At 39.1% G+C, this 24,042-nt stretch carries 13 protein-coding genes; 11 read left to right on the top strand and 2 right to left on the bottom strand.

Going from position 1 to position 24,042, the window contains the following annotated elements; translation table 11 throughout:
• Positions 1 to 50 precede the first annotated feature (50 nt).
• From MW695_RS01975 to MW695_RS02000, 6 genes are all read left to right on the top strand, one after another.
• Positions 51 to 980, top strand: coding sequence for an ABC transporter permease (locus MW695_RS01975; RefSeq protein ID WP_247102499.1), 930 nt, complete (start codon positions 51 to 53; stop codon positions 978 to 980).
• A 17-nt stretch (positions 981 to 997) separates the two neighbouring features.
• Positions 998 to 1,945: a carbohydrate ABC transporter permease gene (locus MW695_RS01980; RefSeq protein WP_247102501.1), complete on the top strand. Its 948-nt coding sequence runs from the start codon at positions 998 to 1,000 to the stop codon at positions 1,943 to 1,945.
• 83 nt (positions 1,946 to 2,028) lie between these two features.
• Positions 2,029 to 3,507 carry an ABC transporter substrate-binding protein gene (locus MW695_RS01985; protein ID WP_247102503.1) on the top strand — a complete coding sequence of 493 codons (1,479 nt, stop codon included), beginning with the start codon at positions 2,029 to 2,031 and terminating at the stop codon, positions 3,505 to 3,507.
• Between the two features lie 250 nt (positions 3,508 to 3,757).
• Positions 3,758 to 6,871 (top strand): alpha-mannosidase, encoded by a 3,114-nt coding sequence (locus tag MW695_RS01990; RefSeq protein ID WP_247102505.1) that lies wholly within the window; start codon positions 3,758 to 3,760, stop codon positions 6,869 to 6,871.
• A 12-nt stretch (positions 6,872 to 6,883) separates the two neighbouring features.
• A complete protein-coding gene (locus tag MW695_RS01995; RefSeq protein ID WP_247102508.1) occupies positions 6,884 to 9,217 on the top strand; it encodes a glycoside hydrolase family 3 N-terminal domain-containing protein in 2,334 nt (777 codons plus the stop codon).
• Positions 9,196 to 10,086 (top strand): ROK family protein, encoded by an 891-nt coding sequence (locus MW695_RS02000; RefSeq protein WP_247102514.1) that lies wholly within the window; start codon positions 9,196 to 9,198, stop codon positions 10,084 to 10,086. The genes MW695_RS01995 and MW695_RS02000 overlap by 22 nt, the downstream gene beginning before the upstream one ends.
• 66 nt (positions 10,087 to 10,152) lie before the next feature.
• Here the strand turns inward: MW695_RS02000 and MW695_RS02005 are convergent, their stop codons facing one another.
• Positions 10,153 to 10,332 (bottom strand): hypothetical protein, encoded by a 180-nt coding sequence (locus MW695_RS02005; protein WP_247102515.1) that lies wholly within the window; start codon positions 10,330 to 10,332, stop codon positions 10,153 to 10,155.
• Positions 10,333 to 10,620: 288 nt separating this feature from the next.
• Between MW695_RS02005 and MW695_RS02010 the strand changes: the two genes are divergently transcribed.
• The 5 genes from MW695_RS02010 (at position 10,621) to MW695_RS02030 (ending at position 20,902) form a co-directional block, all read left to right on the top strand.
• Complete coding sequence (locus tag MW695_RS02010) at positions 10,621 to 11,739, top strand: response regulator (protein WP_247102518.1); 1,119 nt, start codon at positions 10,621 to 10,623, stop codon at positions 11,737 to 11,739.
• Positions 11,740 to 11,797: 58 nt separating this feature from the next.
• Complete coding sequence (locus tag MW695_RS02015; RefSeq protein ID WP_247103093.1) at positions 11,798 to 13,075, top strand: response regulator; 1,278 nt, start codon at positions 11,798 to 11,800, stop codon at positions 13,073 to 13,075.
• A gap of 195 nt (positions 13,076 to 13,270) precedes the next feature.
• On the top strand, positions 13,271 to 13,717 hold the full coding sequence (locus tag MW695_RS02020; RefSeq protein WP_247102527.1) for a hypothetical protein: 447 nt from the start codon (positions 13,271 to 13,273) through the stop codon (positions 13,715 to 13,717).
• Between the two features lie 74 nt (positions 13,718 to 13,791).
• Positions 13,792 to 14,049 carry a class C sortase gene (locus tag MW695_RS02025; RefSeq protein ID WP_308446062.1) on the top strand — a complete coding sequence of 86 codons (258 nt, stop codon included), beginning with the start codon at positions 13,792 to 13,794 and terminating at the stop codon, positions 14,047 to 14,049.
• Positions 14,050 to 14,770: 721 nt separating this feature from the next.
• Entirely contained in the window at positions 14,771 to 20,902 is a 6,132-nt protein-coding gene (locus tag MW695_RS02030; RefSeq protein ID WP_247102529.1) for a Cna B-type domain-containing protein, read from the top strand.
• 127 nt (positions 20,903 to 21,029) lie between these two features.
• Here the strand turns inward: MW695_RS02030 and MW695_RS02035 are convergent, their stop codons facing one another.
• On the bottom strand, positions 21,030 to 24,041 hold the full coding sequence (locus MW695_RS02035) for a hybrid sensor histidine kinase/response regulator (protein WP_247102532.1): 3,012 nt from the start codon (positions 24,039 to 24,041) through the stop codon (positions 21,030 to 21,032).
• Position 24,042 lies beyond the last annotated feature (1 nt).

A 24,042-nucleotide genomic window follows, 5' to 3' on the forward strand; every position in this document is an offset into this window, starting at 1 on the left:
ATAAAATGAATGTAAGGGTTTTCTTATCCTTGAAAGAGAGGAGATGAAAGATGAAGCAGTTTATGAAGAATATCAATGATAATCGAACGTGGCTATTAATGGTGTTGCCTGGAACAGTTTGGTTTATACTTTTAGCGTATTTACCAATGGCTGGGAATGTTATTGCCTTTAAGGACTATCGCTTTCATCCCGATGGTTTCTTTGCGAGTTTGATTCATAGTGAGTGGGTTGGATTTGAGAATTTTCAATTTTTATTTTCAACAAGAGATGCCTGGGTCATTACAAGGAATACGATTTTATATAATGGTGTTTTTATTATTCTTGGTTTAATTTTTGCTGTTGCGTTAGCAATTCTTCTTAGCCAATTGATTAATAAAAGGCTTGCGAAAGTCTATCAAACAGGGATGCTTTTTCCTCACTTTTTATCGTGGGTAGTTGTGAGTTATTTTGTTTTCACATTTCTAAGTATGGATCGTGGGCTGTTTAATAATCTGCTTGAGTCCATAGGGATAACACCTATTACGTGGTATCATGAACCGCAATATTGGCCATATATCCTTACAATTATGAATACATGGAAGACGGTTGGTTTTGCAAGCATCATATATTTAGCTGCTATTGCTGGGATTAATAAAGACTTTTACGAAGCGGCTATGATTGATGGAGCAAATAAGTGGCAACAAATTAGACATGTAACGTTACCTGCATTAATGCCATTGATTGTAATTTTAACGATTTTGGATATTGGAAAAATCTTCAGTGCAGATTTTGGTCTTTTCTATCAGGTTCCTCGAGATTCAGGCACTCTCTATTCGGTAACAAATGTCATAGATACGTATGTCTATCGAGGGCTGATGCAAATGGGGGATATAAGTATGACAACAGCAGCTGGACTTTATCAATCCTTAGTAGGTTTAGTACTTGTTCTATTAACAAATTATATCGTTAAAAAGATCGATGAAGATTATGCGCTGTTTTAAGGAAAGGAGGAGTTGTCATGGAAGTAGAGCATCAAAAAAAAGCTCGTAAAGCGTTAAAGAAAGCCAAGCAGAGAGATCCTCATACTTTTAGTCCTAAAACCAATATATTTATGGCGGTCATACTAGGCATATCAGCTTTCTTATGTGTATTTCCTTTTATATACGTCATTATTATCTCACTATCTTCAGAAGAGTCTTTAATTCGGTACGGTTATCAAATTATCCCTAGGGAATGGTCGATAGATGCGTACTCGTATCTATGGAATATGCGGACTCAATTATTTCAATCGTACGGAATTTCAGTTCTAGTTACGACCTTAGGTACAGTGATTAGTGTGTCTATGATCACATTGTATTCTTATGCGATCTCAAGACCGCAATTTCGTTATCGTCGTTTTTTTACGTTTTTTGCTTTCTTTACAATGTTATTTACGGCTGGATTAGTACCACTGTACATTGTGATGACACAATTTCTTGGATTAAGAAATACAATTTGGGCTTTAATTTTGCCATTGGCAATGAATGCTTTTTATATCATTATAATGCGCACCTTTTTTGTTCGTTCTATTCCTGAATCGATTTTGGAATCTGCAAGAATTGATGGTGCTAACGAGTGGAGAATCTTTTTCAAATTAAGTGCGCCGTTGGCTATTCCGGGCATTGCTACGATTGCGCTTTTTAGTACACTCGGGTACTGGAATGATTGGTTCAATGCTTTGTTATTTATTGATAAACCGGATTTAGTTCCGTTACAGGCGTTATTAATGAGAATTGAGAATAATCTAGAATTTATTCGACAGAATACAAACCTTGGTAGCTCTGTGCATGAAGTTTATTCGACCGTTCCTCAGGACGCAGCAAAGATGGCCATGGTTGTTATTGCGACATTGCCTATTGCGGTGACATATCCATTTTTCCAAAGGTTCTTTATTAGTGGATTAACAGTTGGCGGTGTAAAAGAATAATTATTATCTTGTTTTTAAAGAGAACCGCGGCTCTTTAAAATAAATAGTAGTAGTAACCAAAAGAGAAAAAGGGAGGTTGAAGTATGAAAAAGCTATCGTTTTTATCTGTAGTATTAGTGGCGAGTGCTTTCCTATTCGCTTGCAATCATGGGGAGGAGGGAGCCAGTCAAGACGTAGTTAATGAAGGTGATAATGGAACCGTTCAAGATGTTGTAGAGCTTCAATGGTATATGATTGGGACACCACAGCCTGATACAGATGCAGTGATGGAAGAGTTGAGTAATTACACTGAAGAACAAATTGGTGTAAGAGTAGACATGACTCAAATTGATTGGGGAGATTATGAGGAACGAATGCAAATCATTACTTCTTCGGGAGAAGACTATGATATTGCCTTTGTCTTTGGTGGTATGTATACATTAAATGCTCAAAGAGGTGCATATCTTGGCTTAAATGACTTGCTAGACTCCCATGGTCAAGAATTAATGGAAGAACTACATCCAGATTTAATAGCAGGTGCAAGTATTGATGGAGAGCTTTATGGAATTCCAGCTAATAAGGAAATTGGGAATCAGACGGTCTTAGTTTTTAATGGAAATTTAGTAGATGAATATGATTTTGATATAGAAAGTGTAGAGGACTTTGCTGATTTAGATCCAATGCTTGAAACGATTAAAGAAAATGAACCAAGTTTCTCCCCTATTTCAGCAGCAAGTATGTTTCGCCCAATTATGCCTTTTGATTATGTACTAGGGTGGGATATGCCTATTGCCTTTCCATTAGAAGGCGACACTGAAACGGTGATTAACCTTCTTGAAACGGATGAAGCAATGGAAGTATTTGAAGTGATGAGAGACTATTATCAAAAAGGATATGTTCCTTCTGACGCAGCAAGTTCAACCGATCCATGGCCTTATTCTGTAGAGAATTGGTTTGTTAGACTTGAGGGCTATAATCCATATGCTGAATTACTTTGGGAAAGAGAAGCGGGTTATCCGATTAAGGTACAGGAAGTGACGAATCCAATTATTAATAATGAGGCTGTGACAGGTTCGTTAATGGCGATTTCAGCTACTTCACAGCATCCAGAAGAAGCGATGAAATTCCTGAATTTACTTAATACCGATCCATATGTTCGTAATTTAGTGAATTATGGGATTGAGGATGAACATTATGAGAAGCTAGATGATGGAAAGATTCGAGATTTGCCTGCTAGGTCTGAGCGTTATTCGGTGCCTCAATATGCATTAGGGAACCATTTTATTCTAGATTTATTTGAAAATGATCCTGATGATAAGTGGGAGGCATTTGAGGAGTTTAATGAATCAGGAGTGAGAGCGCCTTCACTCGGATTCCACTTTGATCCAACACCTGTCCGTACGGAAATTGCCAATATATCTAATGTGGCAAGTGAATTTATGCCCCCTATTTTTACAGGAAGCGTTGATCCTGAACAATATGTTCCGATGGCAGTAGAGCGATTGAATGAAGCAGGTATGCAAGAGGTATTAGAGGAAGTGCAAAATCAATATGATGAATGGAAAGAAGTTGTAGAAGAATAATGTATGCATGAAGGACAGGTCGCTGACGTGGCCTGTCTTTTTTACAGAGTTAGATTTTATAAGTGCCCTATATTAAAAGATAAGTACGAAAAAAACTTTAAAGGGTTAATGAAAGAAGGTGTAGGCGGACTTAAGGGTGGAGGTAGTTTCGTACGTTAACACGTTGATGTGTTCAGATCAACTCAAGCCCTTGCAACTGCTGTGGAGTTACTAAAAGGGGATTTATCATTAAACGGAGCGGAGGATAAGGATGGAGAGAATTCAACGGTTTCTAAACGAAATTTCTAAATATGTATTGGTGACATCAAGAGAGTTAGGTGATTGGAAAGGTACAGTAGGAATATACGAACAACCAGGGGAATACTCCTGGCATACGCACAATTTGACTATAAGAAAAGGAGACAGACTTATTTCATCAGGTGAAACGATGCGGTTAAAACAGACGGTCATCGCTCCTTCGGATAGCAATAAGGGTGAATTAGGGCTGAGGCTTTTATTTGGGTCATTGGCACAGAGAACCATACATGAAGCTTTGGTTTCGGTTGATGGTATCCCTTACCACGGGATCGATCGTAATCGTGACTATCTTCCTTTACCAAGTACAGATAAAGGTCAGTGGGAGATTGAAGTAGAACTGTATAATCCAATTGCTCAATCTAAAGACCGATTAAACGAACAAAATGAACCTGCTGAGTATGAGCCTGCTGATCTATATTTGTTAGAGAATGATTTAGTCATAAAGAACCAACCGTTAGAGAAGTATTACTATTTATTGAAGGCATATGTTGAAGCAATTGAATTGCTACCAGAGAGTGATATGGATCGTATGATGACATATAAAACAATTCAAAGACATCTCAATGAAGTTGAACATACTGATAGAGGGAAATGGATAGATGTTTCTTGGGTTGAGCAACAAATTGTGGATTTGAAAACCGAGTTAGAAAAGCTTTCACTTAGAAACAGTGGACTTATTCATTTAGTTGGTCAATCTCATATTGATTTAGCATGGCTATGGCCAGCCAAGGAAGCAGTAAGAAAATGTAGTCGGACATTTTCAACGATGAGCTCTTTGCTCGAACAACATTCGTCTTTTTTGTATGCACAGAGTCAGCCACAAGCTTTTGCATATATGAAGGAGTACTATCCTGACATTTATGAACGTGTTCAGAAGCATGTTAAATCCGGTCGATTCGAGCTTGTAGGTGGAATGTGGGTAGAGCCGGATTTAAATATTCCTTCAGGAGAGTCATTAGTGCGCCAGCTTCTATATGGATTAGCATTCTATGAAAATGAATTTGGTATTAAACCGAAAATAGAGTGGCTTCCAGATACTTTTGGATATTGTGCTTCATTACCACAAATTTTAAAATTGGCGGATATGGATTATTTTATGACAACCAAGATGAATTGGAATGATACGAACCCGTTTCCTTATGATTTATTTTATTGGAAGGGAATCGACGGAACGGATGTAATGGCTTATTTGAACCATGGAGTGAATGAATACACACACCCGGCTGAGTTAGATGATCATTGGAAGAGCTATAAGCAAAAGGATGTCCATTCTGAGCAAATGCTTTTATATGGACATGGTGATGGTGGTGGTGGTGTAACGAGAGAGATGCTGTCATATGCTGATCACTCTGGACAGTTGCCAGGATTGCCACAAGTTAAATATAGTACAGCACATCAGTTTTTTGAAAATATTGAAAAATCACAGCCATCATTACCGACTTGGTACGGAGACATGTATCTTGAACTACACAGGGGGACGTATACGACACACGCTTATAATAAAAAGGCTAACCGATATGCGGAAGTACTTTATAGAGATGCGGAAATATGGACAACATTTGCTAAATGGCAAGGTGCTTTAATCGATCAAAATGCTATTGAGAAAGGATGGAAGCTACTTCTATTTAATCAGTTTCATGATATTATCCCAGGTACTTCGATTCCTGAAGTGTATACTCAATCAAAAAAAGATTATCAGTATATTCATAAAGTCGGGCAACAGCAACGAGATCAGGCATTGAATTGGATGGTGGGTCAAGTTGGAGCTGATGGGGAAGGCAAACCTTATATTGTATTTAATAGCCTTTCATGGCAGCGATCAGAAACTGTCTATATTGCTGGGGATGCATCATTGACAACTGTAATGGTTAAAGATCATGCGGGTCAAGTTCTCCCTTCAAGTGTTAGGGAGGAAGAAGATGGTCATTATATCCTGTCTACTTTTGTGCCAACTATCCCAGCTATGGGGTATACAACAATCTGGTTAACGGAGAAGACTAGTACTTCTGATAAGGAAAATATCGGTGAATTTCACAACCGGTGGGAGACGAGATTTTATCGTGTTCAATGGAATGATCATGGGGAGATGATCTCATTGTTTGATAAGGAGGAACAAAGAGAAGTCATTGCTGATGGCTTAAGTGCCAATCAATTTCAATTATTCCATGATCGCCCACTTGTCTGGGATGCATGGGATATTGATCAAGAATTTGAAAGCACTCCTGCAGAATGTGTAGATTTAACAAAAATAGAAATTGTCGAAACAGGTCAAGTTGAAGATATTATCCAATTTAATTTTAAACTATCGAATTCAACGATTAAACAGCAAGTGGTCTTCTCCCATCATCATAAGCGTATAGATTTTCGCACATGGATAGATTGGAATGAGGAACATAAGCTGTTAAAAGTTGCGTTTCCTGTCGACATTCGAGCTTCCCAGGCAACCTATGAGATCCCTTTTGGTGCGATTGAGAGGTCTACGTCGAAAAATACATCATGGGAGAAGGCGCAATTTGAAGTATGTGGACAAAGATTTGCTGATCTTTCAGAGGGGAATTATGGCGTAAGCTTGTTAAATGATTGCAAGTACGGTTATGACATTAAAGATCAAACGATACGTTTGTCTTTATTAAGAGCACCAAAGTGGCCTGACCCGACAGCTGACATAGGAGAGCATGAATTTTCTTATTCTCTTTATCCACACAAAGGTAGTTGGCAGGATGCTCAAACGGCACAGCGTGGATTAGAGTATAATCAACCAGTTATTCTCAAGGAAGGAAATCAAGGTATAGGTAAGTTACCTGAAGAGTATTCCTTTATTCAAGTTGAAACAGAAGATACGTTTATTGAAACGGTTAAGCAAGCAGAGGATATGGGCGGAGTCGTGGTTCGATTGTATGAAGCCACCGGATCAAAACGCCGTATTGCTTTGCGGTTGAATAATAGCTTTGAGGAGATAGTGGAAACCAATTTATTAGAAAAGCCTATCGAACCATTTAGAGCATCTGATTCTAAGCTGGAATTTCATCTGAAACCATATGAAATTAAAACATTCCGATTGAAGTGAGGAGGGAGGACAGTGGATATTTATTTAGATCCGTATCGCTCTATCGAAGAACGTGTGGAGGATTTACTTCAAAGGATGACATTAAATGAAAAGGTCGGTCAGCTTAACCAACATTTATATGGTTGGGAGGCTTACAAGAAAAAGGGAGATTTATTTGAGTTAACGGATATTTTTAAAGAAGAAGTTAAGAAGTGGAATGGATTAGGAGTGCTCTATGGCTTATTTAGAGCAGATCCATGGTCTGGGAGGAGTTTTGAAAATGGGATAACGGCGGTAGATAGTCCTAAAGTTGCGAATCAAATTCAACAATATATCAAGGAGCATACTAGATTAGCGATTCCGGCTCTACTAGCTGAAGAGTGTCCTCATGGTCATCAGGCACTAGATGGAACGATGATTCCTACAAATATTGGGGTTGGCTCAACGTGGAACCCTGATTTAATGAAGGGGATCTATCAAAATATTGCAAAAGAAATACGGTGCAGGGGGGCTCATTTAGGCTTAATATCTACCTTGGATATATTACGTGACCCTAGGTGGGGACGTTCAGAAGAATGCTTTAGTGAGGACCCGTTCCTCGCAGGTGCTATGACTGAAGCTGTTGTATATGGGTTACAGGGTGATGTGAATGGGGATTTAAGTGCTGGTTATCGAATTGGTGCCATTCTCAAGCACTTTTGTGCACAAGGCGCTGGTGAGGGTGGGCTGAATGCGGCTCCAGCTAATATTGGTGAAAGAGAATTACGTGATATCCATCTCCCGGGTATGAAGAAAGGCTCAGATGCAGGAGCTATTGGTTGTATGTCGGCTTATAATGAAATAGATGGAGTTCCGTGTCATGCTAACAAGACACTATTGACGGAGATTCTTCGTGAGGAATGGTCTTTTTCAGGTATTGTCATGGCAGATGGCTTGGCGATTGATCGTTTACAGCTGCAAGGCAATAGTGATGAACAAGCAGCTGCTATAGCACTTCAAGCCGGTGTGGATGTCAGCTTATGGGATAAGGCGTTTACAACTTTAGAGGATGCGGTGAAAAAAGGATTAATATCCGAAGCGACGATTGACCGATCTGTTAGGAGAGTTCTTCATCTTAAATTTTCGTTAGGTTTATTTGAAAGACCGTTTGTCGATGAAGGGAAGGTCTATGAAGTGATAGGCAATAAAGAATTGAAGAAGAGGAATCTTCAAGTAGCCCGTGAATCTGTTGTGCTTTTAAAAAATGAGGGGAAAATCCTGCCGTTAACGAGGGCTTATAAAAAGGTTGCCGTTATTGGACCTAATGCTAATACGATCTATAATCAATTAGGTGATTACACGGCGATACAACCTAATGGTAAAGGGACAACGGTGTTAGAGGGGATACGTCAATGCGCACCTCCTCATGTGGAAATTCTTTATACAAAAGGATGCGGAGTCAGAGATAGGTCAAAGGATGGTTTTCAAGGTGCGTTGAAGCTTGCTCAAGAAGCGGATATCATTGTGTTAGCAGTAGGTGGTAGCAGCTCAAGAGATTTCAATATGACCTTTGATACGAATGGAGCTGCAATTCCAAGTAATCAGCCTTTAGATATGGATTGTGGAGAAGGGATGGATGTAGCTGATTTGGAATTAGGGGGAGTTCAAAATGAGTTAATTGAATCCCTTAGTCAATTAGGTAAGCCGATGGTAGCGGTACTTATACAAGGGCGCCCTCATTCGATGCAATTACTAGTGCGCAAATGTTCAGCAGTTCTGTGTGGATGGTATCCAGGATTAGAAGGCGGTCAAGCGATTGGAGAAATTTTATATGGGTTTGTTAATCCTAGCGGCAAACTCCCTGTTTCGATCCCTAGATCATCTTCGCGGCTCCCAATTTATTATAATCGGAAAGACATGGGGCATAGTTTGACATATTGTGATGTGGAATCTACGCCTGAATATGTCTTTGGATATGGATTAAGTTATTCGGAATTTGAATATGAAATAAGTTCAGTATCGAGGACAAAGATTTCTATTCATGACCTTAATAAAGGAAAGACGATAAAATTTGATATTAAGGTGAAAAATGTTGGTAATCAGGCGGGTGCCGAAGTGATTCAGCTTTATCGTTATGATGTCGAGTCAACGGTTACATCAAGAGTTAGAGAGTTAAAAGGTTTCCAGAAAGTTTTCTTAATGCCAAAAGAGACACAAATGGTTTCATTTAGAGTAGGTAAAGAAGAAATGGCTATTTGGAATAAAGAAATGGACTATTGTGTCGAGTCAGGTTTAATGAAGTGGTTTATCGGAACCGACTCAACGGCAAGTTCTGAAATAACCATCGAAATAGAGGGGGCAGAGGTGTGTACATTGCGATCGATTTAGGAGGCACCTTTATCAAGCTTGCATATATATCGACAGATGGGATCATTCATCAATTTGTTAAGACTGAGACCTCAGGAGATTTTGCAGGTTTTCTAGAAACAATTACTTCTTTTTCGTCTAACTACGAAGGTGTAGTAAGAGGTATCGCCATTAGTTCTCCTGGTACCGTTTATCCAGATGGAAAAGTAGGAGGTTCAAGTGCTATTCCATTTATTCATGATGGTAATCTCAAAGAAAAGGTGGAAAGAACGTTAGGCTTACCTGTGTCGATTGAAAATGATGCTAATTGTGCAGCCTTAGCTGAAGTGTGGAAGGGAGCAGCTCAGGAATACAACGATGCTGCTTGTATTATATTAGGCACTGGAATCGGGGGTGCGATTATAAAGGATCGTCAATTACACAAAGGAAGGCACTTACTCGGAGGAGAAATAGGATATACATTGATGTCAATTAATCCTGAAACGAAGTCATTAAGCCAATGTAGCCTTGTAGCATCTACTGGAGCTATGATTCGATCATATGCTAAGAAAAGGAAGGTGCCGATTGATCACTTATCTGGAGAGTGGGTTTTTAAACAAGCGGAAGACGGTGATCATATTGCCCGAGATGTGATTGAGACATTTTACTTTACTTTAGCTACAATGGTCTATAATATTCATTATATTTATAATCCAGATGTTATTTTAATTGGAGGAGCGATAAGTGAGAGGCCTGATTTACTTGATGGTGTTAGAAAGGCCTTAGCTACTATTTTTGTTGAATTAAATGATTTAGAGCATATCCTTCCTGAGGTGAATGTTTGTCACTTTCGAAATCATGCCAACTTGTTAGGTGCTCTTTATGCGCATTTACAAATATCAGGTAAGTAACCGGAAATGAAAGGGCTCTTGGGTAATCCATTACCTATAGAGCCATTTTCTTAAATTATAATGCAATCACGATAACTTCTCAAACTGCTTCACAGCTCTTATCAACCAATACAGTGCAAGCCAGGGTAAGAGGAACTTTGTCCCCCATTCGATCGCTTCGAATAAAAGACGATAATCTATTCCAAATAAAGGAAAAATAATAAAGAGTGCAAATAATGGAATAATGGCAATGCCAATTGTTTTCAAATGAACACCTCCTATTCCTTATTTTAACATTAGTGAGGAGCGTTGGCAGTGAGAGATTTGAGCGAATTTTGTCATATTAGTGCTTTCATATTGATGTGAAGTGTTTTCAACCAAGATTAGAGCACTTTCGCAATCTCTGTTGAGCGATCTAATGTCAGCGCTTGTCCTCTCTTCTTGAAGAAAGGAATTGGCCGAAATGATGTGAATTATCTATACCTTTGATGGGAAAAATGTTAGGATAAATAAAAGGAATGTAAAATAATGTATCAGTGAGTTTGGGTGAATGCGATGATACGTGCTGTACTAATAGATGATGAACCGTTGGCGATAAGGTTACTACAGAGTAGGTTAGAGGCGACAGAGGACTATGAAATTGTTGGTACATATGTCTCTGAAGATGGGCTACAAGCAGAATTGAAGAGTATTGACTTTGATGTGGCGTTTATCGATATTGATTTACAAGGTACGAATGGAATGGACCTTGCTGAATTTCTTCTTTCAGAAATAGAAAGGATACAAGTCGTGTTTGTGACGGCTTATGAAGAGTATGCGGTGAGAGCGTTTGAACTACATGCAGTTGATTATTTGTTGAAGCCGGTTATGGATGAACGATTAAATAAGACGACGAAACGATTGAAGGAGGCGATGGTCCTCCTCCATTCTGAAGTTCGTGAGGAAGTCCACGAGCCTGTTCAAATCTACAGTTTTCAAGAATTAATGGTGTATCGTCATAAGGAGCTTGTGAATTGGAAGACGAGCAAGGTGAAAGAGTTGTTTGCTTATTTGTTTACGTATCATGAACAATACATTGATCGTGATTTGATTATTGAAGCGCTATGGCCAGAGGAAGACTATAAGAGGTCTAAGATCCATTTGCATACGTGTGTGTACCATTTACGGAAACTTCTGCATTCATTAGGGTTTCATCAGCCGATTTCTTTCTCAGATAAGTGTTATTCACTGTCTCTAAGTAACGTTCAAAATGACGTAGATGAATGGCAAGCTTTGATGAATGAATTTGAACGAGACCCGGATAAGTTTTCGACGCACCAATTCGACCGAGTCCTACACTTGTATAAGGGGAAATACTTAGAACGAAATGATTATAACTGGGCGAGAGATCGATCTTCTACGTATCAGTATAAGATGATTCAGTTTTTAAACGTCATGAAGAAGAAATACAAGGGGCAGCATGAGAAAGCGTTAAAATGTTTAGCGTTTCTTGCTCAGGAAGACCCATATTCCGAGGATTTATTGAAGGAAGAGCTTGATCATTTACGGGCAATTGGTCAATTAGCGGAAGCAAAATCGAAATATGCTGAATTTGTTAGAAGAGTGAATGAGGACCTTAGTCTTGAGCCTTCTGACTCTTTAAAGAGCTACTATCGTGCACATATCCAATCATAGAAATGATGAATGACTCCTTTAAAAGTATGGTTTTTTAAGGAGTTTTTACTTGAGCTCGGTGCATAGGCTAATAGTCATTCAGTCACAATGGGGCATACAGTTCGAATTAGCCCTTTCGACACTGTTGCTTACTATCACAAGTTCCGAAATAAACGATAAGGTACAGAATGGCCATAGACACCATGATCGCACTACGCCTGAAACGGCTATAGAGTTAGGTGGGGCAGTTATGATAAGAGCTATATTAATAGATGATGAACCACTCGCGATTCAAGTGTTAGAAAGAAAGCTTGAAGAAACAGGTGCATATGACATAGTTGCGACCTTCCATTCTGAACTGGAATGGAAGGCTGAAGTATACGAGCTACAGTACGATGTGGCATTTGTTGATATTCGATTGGTTGGCAGTAACGGACTTGATGTAGTAAGAGAGATGCAAGCTACAAATAAGGAATCATTATACGTCTTTGTGACAGCTTATGAAGAGTATGCTGTTAACGCATTTGAAATGAATGTCCTTGATTACATAATGAAACCAGTTTCAATGAGTAGACTACAGAAAACGACTGAACGAATACATCATGCGCAGGAGTTACGAGTGATAAAAGCTACGGAGAAAGATGTTCGAGGGTTGAACATTAACCTGTTTCAAGAGTTTACCGTCTATTACGAAAATGAACTCGTCCATTGGAAGACGAGCAAGGTAAAGGAGCTATTTGCCTATTTACTTACGGATCGTAATCAATATGTAGAACGCGATATGATGATTGAAGCGCTATGGCCAGGTGAGGATTATCAAAAATCCAAAAGGCATTTACATACGTGTATGTATCACTTAAGAAAAAAACTTAAATCGATCGGCTTTGATCATGCGATTACGTTTTTGGATAAACGTTATTTACTACAGATAGAGACGTCTACTGATGTTGATAAATGGAAAGAGGCGTTAGACCATTTACATAAACAACCGGATTCGGTTGAACAATTTGATCGCTTATTAGCCGTGTATAAGGGGAAATATTTGGAGCGTGATGATTATGAGTGGGCAAAGGAGCGTATGCAGGCTTACCACTTTCATATGATTAGCGTCATGATGAAGATGAAGAAATATTTCATTGACAGAGAGCAATTGGAGCAAGCAAGTCAATGCTTGTTCGTACTAATGAAAGATGACCCTTATTCAGAGGATTTAGTTCAAGAGATGATGGACATTCTCAAACGGATGGGGCGGCGTGCAGATGCGGTTTCGCTGTACGAGGGATTTTCGGCACGCTTGCAGAATGATCTACAGCTTAAGCCATCTGCCAGATTGAGGGCTTTTTTTAAGAGGATTTAGATTAGACGTGTGACTGAAATCAATAGGGTTCATGCTTTGATAGGAATGATTATTGAGGTTATATGTTCAAAGTTTAAGAGATTATTGAGAGTTAACTGGTAAAGTAGAATTATGCATTTTTTGTCATATGGTGGTGAATATCGAACAATCTATAAGTTAGGTTAGATACCTTTACGATAATGAAGGAGGGAAATTATGCGTGTCAAAAAGATCCTTTTTCTTATTTTAACGACCTTAATAGTATTTAGTTCATTTCATCAGGTGAGCTTTGTTCATTTAGAAGAAGGTAGCTCTTATGTAGGAGACTTGAATGTCAATATTGATATCTCTCCTTTTCGAGAAGCGGTATATGCTGGACAAGATACTTTGTACCATTTAACTCTAAAGGTCACTGGATCACGAACAGAATACACCGATGCAACGATTATTGTTGAGTTACCAATTACAGATTACTCAGATTTCACACAAAACTTGACAGAATTAACTATTAATAGTCAGACGCCTACATACAACGAGACGAATCATCAATTAATCTATCAATTCGACTCTCTTCAATCAGGTCGATCATATGAAACGATGCTTAAAGTAAATACGATTAATGGAATAGCTCCAAATGGCACAACTTTGACAACGCTTACATAATTTAAAGCGAATGAACAATCAGTTATTTCCGATGAAGCGACAGTATCCGTTCAATCCTCTTTGCTGCTCTTGAAATTCCAAAGCTTGAGCTTGTTCTCCCTATCTATCTTGGAGCGTCTGATGAGATTTTGGACAAAGGTGTCGGTCAAGTAGAAGGCTCTTCTATTCCAATAGGTGGTGAAGGAACCCATACTGTTCTTGCGGGTCATCGTGGGTTAGGGACGAAAGAAATGTTTCGGCATATCGATGAATTACGGGAGGGAGATGTTTTTTACATTTATACATGGAGTGAAACCTTGTCCTATCGTGTTAGCGAAAAACAGATCATCTAACCTCATGAAACAGAATCACTGGAGATGGAGGAGGGAAAGGATTTAGCTACTCTATTGACCTGTCATGCCTATCGACAAAATGTTCAAAGGCTGTTAGTGCATGGAGTACGGGAGTGATGATTTTTAAATAAAAATAGCACAGGGACCAGGGCTAATGAGAACTCTGGCATAGATAAACATCTAATTCCTAATAATGAATCAATCATACTAGAAATTTCATGAAAAAATGTATGAATTGCATATATTTCCATAAAACAAGGACTTAAGAAGCCTTCCCATAGTAATGATATGGGAGGTTTTTTTGGGAATAAGAACCATCATGTATGGATAGATCGTGAATTTTTGTATCAGGTTTAAGTGATTTTTAAGCGTCCATTGATAAAGTAGGTTAGTAAAAAAATATAGGAATAGGTGGTGAAGATGTCAATGCTTATGCGCTTATCAAAAATAGAATGATACGTATGAGTTGTGATTGGTGTGCCATGGAAAAGACAACAACTAAACATCACCGTTTGAATGAGAATAGAAAAGGCTGAAATGAAAAACAATCAAGGGCTCTTAGAGGAGATGGAGATTTGGCTCACCTTGCATGATTGCAAAGAAAACTTGTAAAGCATGAAGAACTGACACTAAACGACTGTACGTGGAAGGTTCATTAGTGCTTTAAACGTGTTGGTCTACAAAGTAAGAAATAATGAATGAAGTGAGGGATAGGAATATAATGAAAAAAATCTTAAATATGCTACTGATTGTTGTATTAGTGCTACAGACAATGACTGGTAGTATTGTGTTGCCATCATTTGCTGCAGCCAATGACGGTGAGGAAACGATATTTAAAGAAGTGACAATAACCGATTCTGAGGGAAACGAAATCGGTTTAGATGAATCAACGGAACAAGAAGTAATCGTTCATGTTGATTGGTCTGTTCAAGGTCTTGAAGTGGGCGAAGGGTATCAAGAAGCATTAAGCTTACCAGACGAGCTTATCATAGACCATGATCAGACCGTTGAACTGCTCATTGATGAGCAAGTAGTCGGTGTTGCTGATGTGAACATGGATCAGACGGTCACGGTGACATTTAATGAAGTGATTGAAGAAGTACCGGAAGCGGAGGGCTTGTTTCAGTTCGAGGCATACTTCGTTCCAGATTCGACAGAGGACGAAGAGGCAGTAGATGAGAATGCCGAGGAGTCCACGGAAAGTGAAATAATTGAAGAAGACGAAGAAGTAGCTGAAGCGGATTCTGAGGAAGCAGATTCTTCAGAAGAGGTAACAGAAGACGCCGATGAAGTAGAAGAGGCGAAAGAGGAAGACGAGGATCAAGAGGAAGAAAGTGATTTACATAGCCATTCTATGTCTTCAATGAGTAGTGAAATCACAGAGAATATTATTACGGGAGTTACGTTAAAGATCGATGATGTCGAAGTCCAAAATGGAGATGAAATTGTTGTTTGGCATCCATACGACTCGTCCAATGTCTTGCTAGAATATGATTTTGCTTTGCCGAATAATCACGGTTATGGTGATGGGTCAACATTTACGATTTCAGTACCTGATATGTTTATAATTCCACAGGTGCCCGCATCAGAACACGTGCCATTATCGCGGTCTGACGGAACGATTTTTGGGACATTCTATACAGAGGGTAATGAAGTTATTATTACGTTTAATGAGAATATTGAAAACGAGTCAGATATCTCAGGGAATATTAGCCTTGAATCGAACTTTGATGAACATTATGACGGCTCAGCAGAAGGAGATCGTATTGTTTTTCCAATTGAAGGAGAAGAGGATTTAGAGTTTCCGATTAAGTTTATTCCAAATGCGAATGCTATTGATAAGCAAGGTGTTGGGAATAGAAGCTATAATACACAAACGATTACATGGACAGTAGATGTGAACAAAAATCTACAAACCATTGAAAATGCTACATTAGATGATCAACTTACAGGTGAGCATTCATTTATAGATGGCTCATTAAAAGTGTATGAGCTTGAGATGAATGCGAATGGTGAGGTTGATGGTGTAACAGAAAAAACGGATCATGGTTTTGATTTGTCATTTCCAATAGAGTTAGGAGATATCGATTCAGCCTACCGTTTTGTCTATGAAACGGAAATCAATGATTCTGATGGAAATAGTTATCAAAATAATGCCACTTTGGTCGGCGACGATATGACTCCAATGCATGCGGAAGCGTCTGTGTCTGTTGATCGTGGGAAACCGCTTGAGAAACGATCTACAGGGTATAATAATGTTTCACAAACGATCACGTGGGAAGTGAGATATAATTTTGATGAAAAGAATATTTCACAAGAAGATGCCAAGCTGACGGATGTGTTTGGTGATAATCAACAGTTAGTTGAAGGTAGCTTTGAGGTTGTCGCTGTTGAGGTTGATCCAGATACTGGAGATGAAATAGGTGAGACACCAATTAGCTCGGATAATTATACCATTGACGAAACATCAGATGGTTTTGAACTTCAGTTTAATGAAGATATTAACCAAGCGTATAAAATTGTTTACCAAACGACAGCCATAGAACGTGTTGAAGAAGGCTACACAGTGGAAAACGAGATTAGTGATGAGTTTGGCCATAGTTCAGAAGCGAATCGAGGAATTAGCCAAGGTATCTTCATTAAATCTCATGGTACTCCCAATTATAAAGATAAAGAAACAAACTGGTCGATTACGATCAACCGTGATGAGCATGTGATGGAGGATGTTGTCTTTACGGATACATTGCCAGAAGGATTTACACTAGAGGATATTCATGTTTCTCATGAAGGTAACGAATGGGAAGATGGAGAACAGTATTCGCTAGATTATAATGAATTAACGGGGCTTATCGAGATTACTTTTAATCAAGATTTGACGAAGCGTGTCAATATTCATTACACGACATTGATTGATTTTGACGAAGCTGGTCGCGGTAGTCACGTGAATAATGCAGGGCTTGAATGGGTTCCTGAGGGTGATGATACGAGTGTGAGTCGTGAAGCTTCAGCAACATTTACCCCAGATGGTTATACACAGAATAATGGCTTTAAGCACGGGTCTTACAATTTGGAAACGAAGGAAATCACGTGGACAATTGGTGTGAACTATAACAACGAAACGCTTAATGACGTTGTTGTGGAAGACTTCATTCTAGGTGAGCAAAACTTTGATATTAATGATGTGAAAGTTTATGAAATGAATTTAACATCAGTGGCTAATCACTATGAGATTGGTGACGACGTAACGGAACACTATACGATTTCATCAACAACTAGAGAGGAAGAAAGCATCACACAGGATGGCTTTCAAGTCTTATTAGGTGATATTACGACGGCTTTCGTTATTCAATATACGACTGATTTAAATGACCAATTGGTTGAAGCTTCTTATGATAATGAAGCAACTGTATCAAGTACGAACAAGGACGACTTTGGTTTACATACTACAGTTAGTCCGCAGTACGGTGGTCAGTTTATCGACAAGAGTGGACAGCAAAATGCAACAAATGGTCGAATTGTCAACTGGCGAATGAATCTTAACTTTAGTCAATCCTCTGTGGCGAACTTCGATGTTCATGATACGCCGAGTATTAATCAGACGATTCTAAGAGACACGCTAGTCGTTTATGAAACGAATGTTAGTGGGAATTCTATCAATAAGAATGAGGATTCTATATTAGAAGAAGGTGTAGATTATACACTGGTATTTAGTGAAGATGAAGATACAGGACAAGAATCCTTCACCCTTACGTTTAACGATGAAATTGATCGAGCGTATGTTTTAGAATATGATACGTATATTTTGTATGCGGGAGATGGAAATGCTTACGGGAATACAGCTACAATTGCAGGTGAGATACCCGGAGATGAAATTGAAAGCTCTGATTCGACGAATACAAATATCTCCTTCAATAACATCTCGGGAACGATTACTGGTCAGGTTGGCTCATTACAAATTACGAAAGTCGATGCAGACGACACTGAACTAACGTTAGAAGGTGCAGTATTCGAGCTGTATGACGAAGCTGGTGAAGTATTATTACGAACGGGTACGACCGATGAAACCGGAGTTGTCACGTTTAATAACTTACTTTATGCGGAGTATCAATTGAGAGAAGCAGAAGCTCCTGAGGGCTATGTGGTCGGAATTGAAGATACGCAGACAGTAAGCGTAAATGCTGCTGTGACTGAGATTGAAGTGGTGAACTATGAAATTAAACGCCATGTTGAGTTGACGAAAGTCGACGGTACGGATGGTACATTGTTAGAGGATGTCGTATTTGAGTTATGGAGCGCCTCTAATGATTCGATCATTGACACATACACAACGAATGCTGATGGAGTCATTTACGTTGAAGATTTAGAGCCAGGTGATTATTACTTTATTGAAACGACACCTGCAGATGATTATGAAGCGAATGAAAGCCAATATCCTTTCACAATAGAACCAGAACAACTCACCATTGATCAGATTACAGTAGAAAACGAATTGATTCATGGTAGTGCTTCTATTCAAAAGGTTGATGCGGATAATTCAACAACAGGATTAGAAGGCGCGATATTTGAAGTTCGAACGGCGTCAGGCGACTTTGTACGGACGATAACATCTGACGAGGATGGTGTTGTCGATACAGGTGATTTACGCCCTGGTGATTATCAATTAGTGGAAACTGAGGCTCCATTTGGATTTAGTGTTTCTAATGATGAACCAATTGAATTTACAATTGAAAGAGAAACTCAGAGGGGTACAGAAGATCTACTCAATTTAGGAACGATTGCAAATGAAGTGAAAACAACATCGATTGAACTTACAAAAGTTGATGATGTTAATGGTCAAGTGCTAGAAGGTGCAGAATTCACATTAACGTACGTAAGTGGTGAGTATTCAGCAAGTTCACAAACGGCAGAAACAGATGAAGATGGAAAAGTAACATTTAATAATCTAAAACCAGGAATCTACGAATTAAGGGAAACGTCAGCACCAGATGGTTATCTTTTAAGTAGTGAACCAATAGAGGTAGAGGTAACGCTTAATGATGTGGATAGTGGTGAAACAGTAACGACTAGTACAGAAAACAGCCCATCTATAAGTGTTGAAGTGGAGAAAATCTGGTTAGATGATAACTCACCAGAACGTCCAGAATCGATCAATGTTACTCTTCTGCAAAATGATGATATATTTAGACAAGAAGAGGTGACGGCAGAGGAGAATTGGGTCTATACCTTTGAAGATCTACCAAGATACGATGAAAATGGTGTCGAGTATACGTACACGATTGATGAAGAGGAAGTAGACGGGTATGAGAAGTCTATCGACGACTTTAAGATTACAAACTTACGAGTCGGTACAATAGACGTAGAAGGAACCAAAACATGGCTAGATAACAACTCAGACGACCGCCCAACATTGATTGAAGTGAACCTACTTCAAAATGGCGTTCAGGTTGACAATCAAGAAGTAACAGCAGCGGACAATTGGCAGTACAGCTTCACAGACCTAGATGAGTTTGATGAAGAAGGAATTGCCTATGAGTATACGGTGGAAGAAGAAGCAGTAACTGGTTATGAAACGACAATCACTGATTATGACATCACGAACTTACGAGTCGGTATAACGTCTGTTGACGTGACGAAAGAGTGGTTGGATGGAGATTCAGACGATCGTCCAGAATCAATTACGGTTCACCTTCTGCAAAATGGCGACAAATATGATGAAACAGAAGTGACGGCGGAAGAGAACTGGGAGTATACCTTTACCAACTTGTCAAGATACGATGAGCAAGGTGTCGAGTATACGTACACGATCGAAGAAGAGGAAGTAGCTGGTTATGATTCTACGATCGATGGTTATGAAATTACGAACGTACGGGTTGGCACGATTGATGTCGATGTAACTAAGGCATGGCGTGATGATAATCCAGCTGACCGTCCAGCTGAAATCACTGTGAACTTACTACGAAACGGTATAGTGATTGAAACAGTCGAAATCGATGCAGAAATGGATTGGGAGCATACGTTCACGGACTTAGCTGAGTTCGATAGTGAAGGTGTCGCTTATGAATACTCAGTAACTGAGCACGATGTTCCAGGCTACAATTCAGAAGTAAATGGCTATGACATTACGAATACTCGCTCAGAGGGAAAATCGATCATTGTGACAAAAGGTTGGTTAGATGATGATTCAGAAGACCGTCCAGAATCGATTACCGTTACACTTCTGCAAAATGGGAATGTGTATGAAACAGTTAACATCACGGAAGAGGATGGCTGGACCTATGAATTCGCTAACTTAGATGCCTATGATGATGCGGGTCAAGCGATTGAGTATACGGTTGAGGAAGAGCCTGTAGAAGGTTATGAAACGACAATCAATGGCTTTGACATCACGAACCTACGAGTCGACACGACGTCTGTTGAAGGGACGAAAACGTGGGTAGGTGATACACCAGAAGATCGCCCAGATTCAATTGTGGTTGTCCTTTATCAAAATGGTATCGAGTATGAGAAGAAAACCGTGACACGATCAGATGAATGGCAATATAGCTTTACGGACTTGCCGAAATTTGATGAGTCTGGTGTAGCGTATGAGTACACGATATCGGAGCTGGACGTGGATGGATATCGTTCAGAGACGGACGGTTATAATCTCATTAATACGTTCATACCGATTGCTCCAGAAGAAGAGGAAGTAAAAGAAGTCATATCAGATGCAACTGATACAACTGAGGAGGATGGGAAAGGCCAATTGCCTTTAACAGCAACTAACTTCTTTAATATCGTTCTATTCGGAGCAGGATTCATCGCTTTAGGATTCTTGTTACTCATGATTACACGAAGACAACGAAAAGCATAATCTGTTGAATAAGAGAAAAGCTTTCACACGGTTATTACTTGTGTGAAAGCTTTTTCTTGGTATATTAGCAATGGTGCAGGTTTGAGGGAGATGAAGTTCAAACCTGCATCAATAAGGTAGCAATGAACTACTGCTGGCTAGTAGCTTTAATTGTAAATTGAATAGTAGTCCCTTTCCCCTCACTTTTGATCGTCAAGCCTTGGCCGGTTTGTTGCTTGAGTCGGCGGTTGACGTTATAAAGACCGATCCCGCGTTTTTCTTGCGATGGTGGCTTATTTAGAAGGTGAACGGCTTTATCGTTCGGGATACCGCAGCCGTTATCGCTTATGGTGACGGTGGCAGTGTCGGATGTTACACATTTTAATGAAATGGTTATGCTACCTTCCTTCTCTTTCATTAAGCCGTGCTCAATCGCATTTTCGACCAGTGGCTGAATGGAGAATGGTGGGATTCCCCATTCTTTTACTTGTTCATCAATGTCATACTTAACGGAGAAAGGAGTATGAGCACGTTCTTGCATAATGAACATATAGGATTGAACGAATCTTAATTCATTTTCAACGGATACGAGTCCAGCTGAATTATTAAATTGAAAGCTCGTTTGTAAATAATAACAGAATTCCTCAAGAAGCTTCTTCATACGAGAAGTATCAAATTCTGCTAAGCTTAAAATGGCGTTTAATGTGTTAAAGAAGAAATGTGGCTGAATTTGTGCTTGCAACCATGCTGTTTCGATACGGACATTTTCCTCGACGGTCTTCTTAACACGAATAAGTGCAGATACTCGAGACCTTAGCTCTTGGGCATTTACAGGCTTTGTTACATAGTCATTAGCACCGGCATGGAAAGCGGCTTGAATATCTGCTGTTTGACTTCTAGCCGTTAATATAAGAATCGGGAGTTCTGTAATTAAGTATGTGTCACGAATTTGTCGTGTAAGCTCGTAGCCAGACATATAAGGCATCATGACATCTGTAATGATTAAATCCCAGTTTTCTTCGTTTAAATGTTTTAATGCTTCTGCCCCGCTTGATACGCCGTACGTCGCATATGTGCCGTTAAGTAACTCTTCCACAATGGTAATATTGATTGGGTCGTCATCGACAATTAAAATACGTCCGTTTTCTTGATGGTCTAGAGAATGACTAGCTGTTTGACTCGTTTCATATACATGGTGGTTCGTCGGTTTTGAAAGAGACGATGGTTGAGTATCTTGTGCGATTGGCATAGAGAAAGTGAAGGTTGTCCCTTTCCCTCGTATAGATTGAACGGAAACCGTTCCTCCATGTAATTCGACTAGTTGCTTTGTAATACTTAAGCCTAATCCAATTCCGCCCCCGACAACAGCTGTGCTGTAATCTCCTTGTTCATAACGTTGGAAAATGCGTTCGATCTCATCGTTAGAGATCCCGATTCCTGTATCAGAAACATGGATGAGAGCTTGTTTATCTTCACGATCTGCTGTAATTGTAATCGTTCCAACTTCTGTATATTTGATCGCATTGTGTATGATGTTAAACAAAATCTGTGTAAGCCGATGCTCATCAGCTAGAACAGAAGGGAATGATTGAGGGACAAGGATTTGAAAATGAATTTCCTTTCCGTTAACTAGAAATTTCAATAAATCAATCACACCAACTATGATAGAGTGAACATTGATCGGTTTTTTCTTTAATGTCATTTGATTTTCGTTTAAATGGTTCACCTCTAATAAATCATTAATTAAAAATGACATACGTTGACCCACATTAATAAGCAATTGTAATCGTTCTTTGTATTCTTCTTTGTCGTGTTTTTCTTTTTCTAATAACGTTTGAGCAATATTGATCATTCCATGAAGGGGGTTTCGTAATTCATGGGATGTATTTGCCAAGAAGTCGTCCTTTGATCGTAGAGAACGTTGGAGCTGCTTAGACAACGTTTTTGTTTGCTCGACTGAACGAAAATAACGCTTAAAACAATAAATCGAAAAGAGAATAACAGCTAACGTAAAGTCAATTGGATAAAAGTCTAAGTCGATTCCAAGATTATATTGAACAATTGTTGACGAAATATGAACGGCAAGTGCTGTTGCTCCAAATAAAATGAAAATGTTATCTTGAAGACCTTGTATGACTGTTTTAAGGAAGACAAATATTACGGCAGCCGGAACTATGATCAGGATCATATTAATAACAATTCTCGTCGAAATAACCCATTCAATTGGTGCCAATATAATGAACAGGCAATAAACGAAGATTAGCTTTGGTAATAAACGAAACAAAATGCCATTCGTTAACGTCGGAAATAAATGTTTGCAAAATAAAACTAAAAACAAAATAGATGCAGAAAACGATAGAAAAATTAATTTCGAAATATACTCGTATGGTAATGGTATGAGATAAAGGATGACACGATGATCAGAAAACATGACTGAGACAGCTGCTACGAATAGGAGAGCTCCAAAGTAAAGTAATACCTTTTGTTTTGGTCCGACCACATAAAGGATAAAGCCATATAATCCATGGATGATGAATATCACAATAACGGCTATTTGACTAACTATGGAAGTGATTTCTTGTCTTTGGATAACATCGCCATCTCCGAATTCTAGTGGGTGATAGATCCCACCTTTCCTCCCTTTCACATGATCATGAGCAACGTGAAGTAGCAGTTCTAAATTTGTATCATTTGCGTTGTATGTTACATATCTAGTGGCAATGCTCCCTTCGTATTCCAGTGCTGACTTAGCCACTTGACCGATTTCAATAAGCTGCTCTCCATTTAGATAGAGTCGGTAGGAAGTGTAAATGTTAGGAAGCTTCAGCCCTAACAGTTGGTTAACGTCTTCCTCATTTAGAGTGATTTCAAGGCGATATGTCCCATATTGAAACCCTTCTCTGTATGGCCAACGGTCAAATGAGCGTACATAGGAAGCTTCACTTTGATTAGCTTGGAACGGTTCTATAAATTGTTGATCGTAATATTCCCATTCTCCTTCTAAAGAAAAGATCCCTCCTTCTATTGCATCGAGGTGCAGTACACCTGCTTCTGCTTCTACTGAATGGACATTTTCATGGGAAGAAATCCAAATGATTCGTATCGTTAAAATAAGCAAAACAAAAAAGATGAGGTAAAGGAGCGTTTTCTGTTTGTTCATG

Origin of the sequence: Halalkalibacter sp. APA_J-10(15), from assembly GCF_023017105.1 — a bacterium.
Lineage (GTDB): Bacteria > Bacillota > Bacilli > Bacillales > Bacillaceae_D > Halalkalibacter.

What these genes read in the sequence shown, in the direction of transcription:
- MW695_RS02020 (WP_247102527.1), top strand. Translation starts at nt 13,271, where the DNA reads ATGCGTGTCAAAAAGATCCTTTTTCTTATTTTAACGACCTTAATAGTA.
- MW695_RS02030 (WP_247102529.1), top strand. Translation starts at nt 14,771, where the DNA reads ATGAAAAAAATCTTAAATATGCTACTGATTGTTGTATTAGTGCTACAG.
- MW695_RS01990 (WP_247102505.1), top strand. Translation starts at nt 3,758, where the DNA reads ATGGAGAGAATTCAACGGTTTCTAAACGAAATTTCTAAATATGTATTG.
- MW695_RS01980 (WP_247102501.1), top strand. Translation starts at nt 998, where the DNA reads ATGGAAGTAGAGCATCAAAAAAAAGCTCGTAAAGCGTTAAAGAAAGCC.
- MW695_RS01975 (WP_247102499.1), top strand. Translation starts at nt 51, where the DNA reads ATGAAGCAGTTTATGAAGAATATCAATGATAATCGAACGTGGCTATTA.
- MW695_RS02010 (WP_247102518.1), top strand. Translation starts at nt 10,621, where the DNA reads ATGATACGTGCTGTACTAATAGATGATGAACCGTTGGCGATAAGGTTA.
- MW695_RS01985 (WP_247102503.1), top strand. Translation starts at nt 2,029, where the DNA reads ATGAAAAAGCTATCGTTTTTATCTGTAGTATTAGTGGCGAGTGCTTTC.
- MW695_RS02035 (WP_247102532.1), bottom strand. Translation starts at nt 24,041, where the DNA reads ATGAACAAACAGAAAACGCTCCTTTACCTCATCTTTTTTGTTTTGCTT.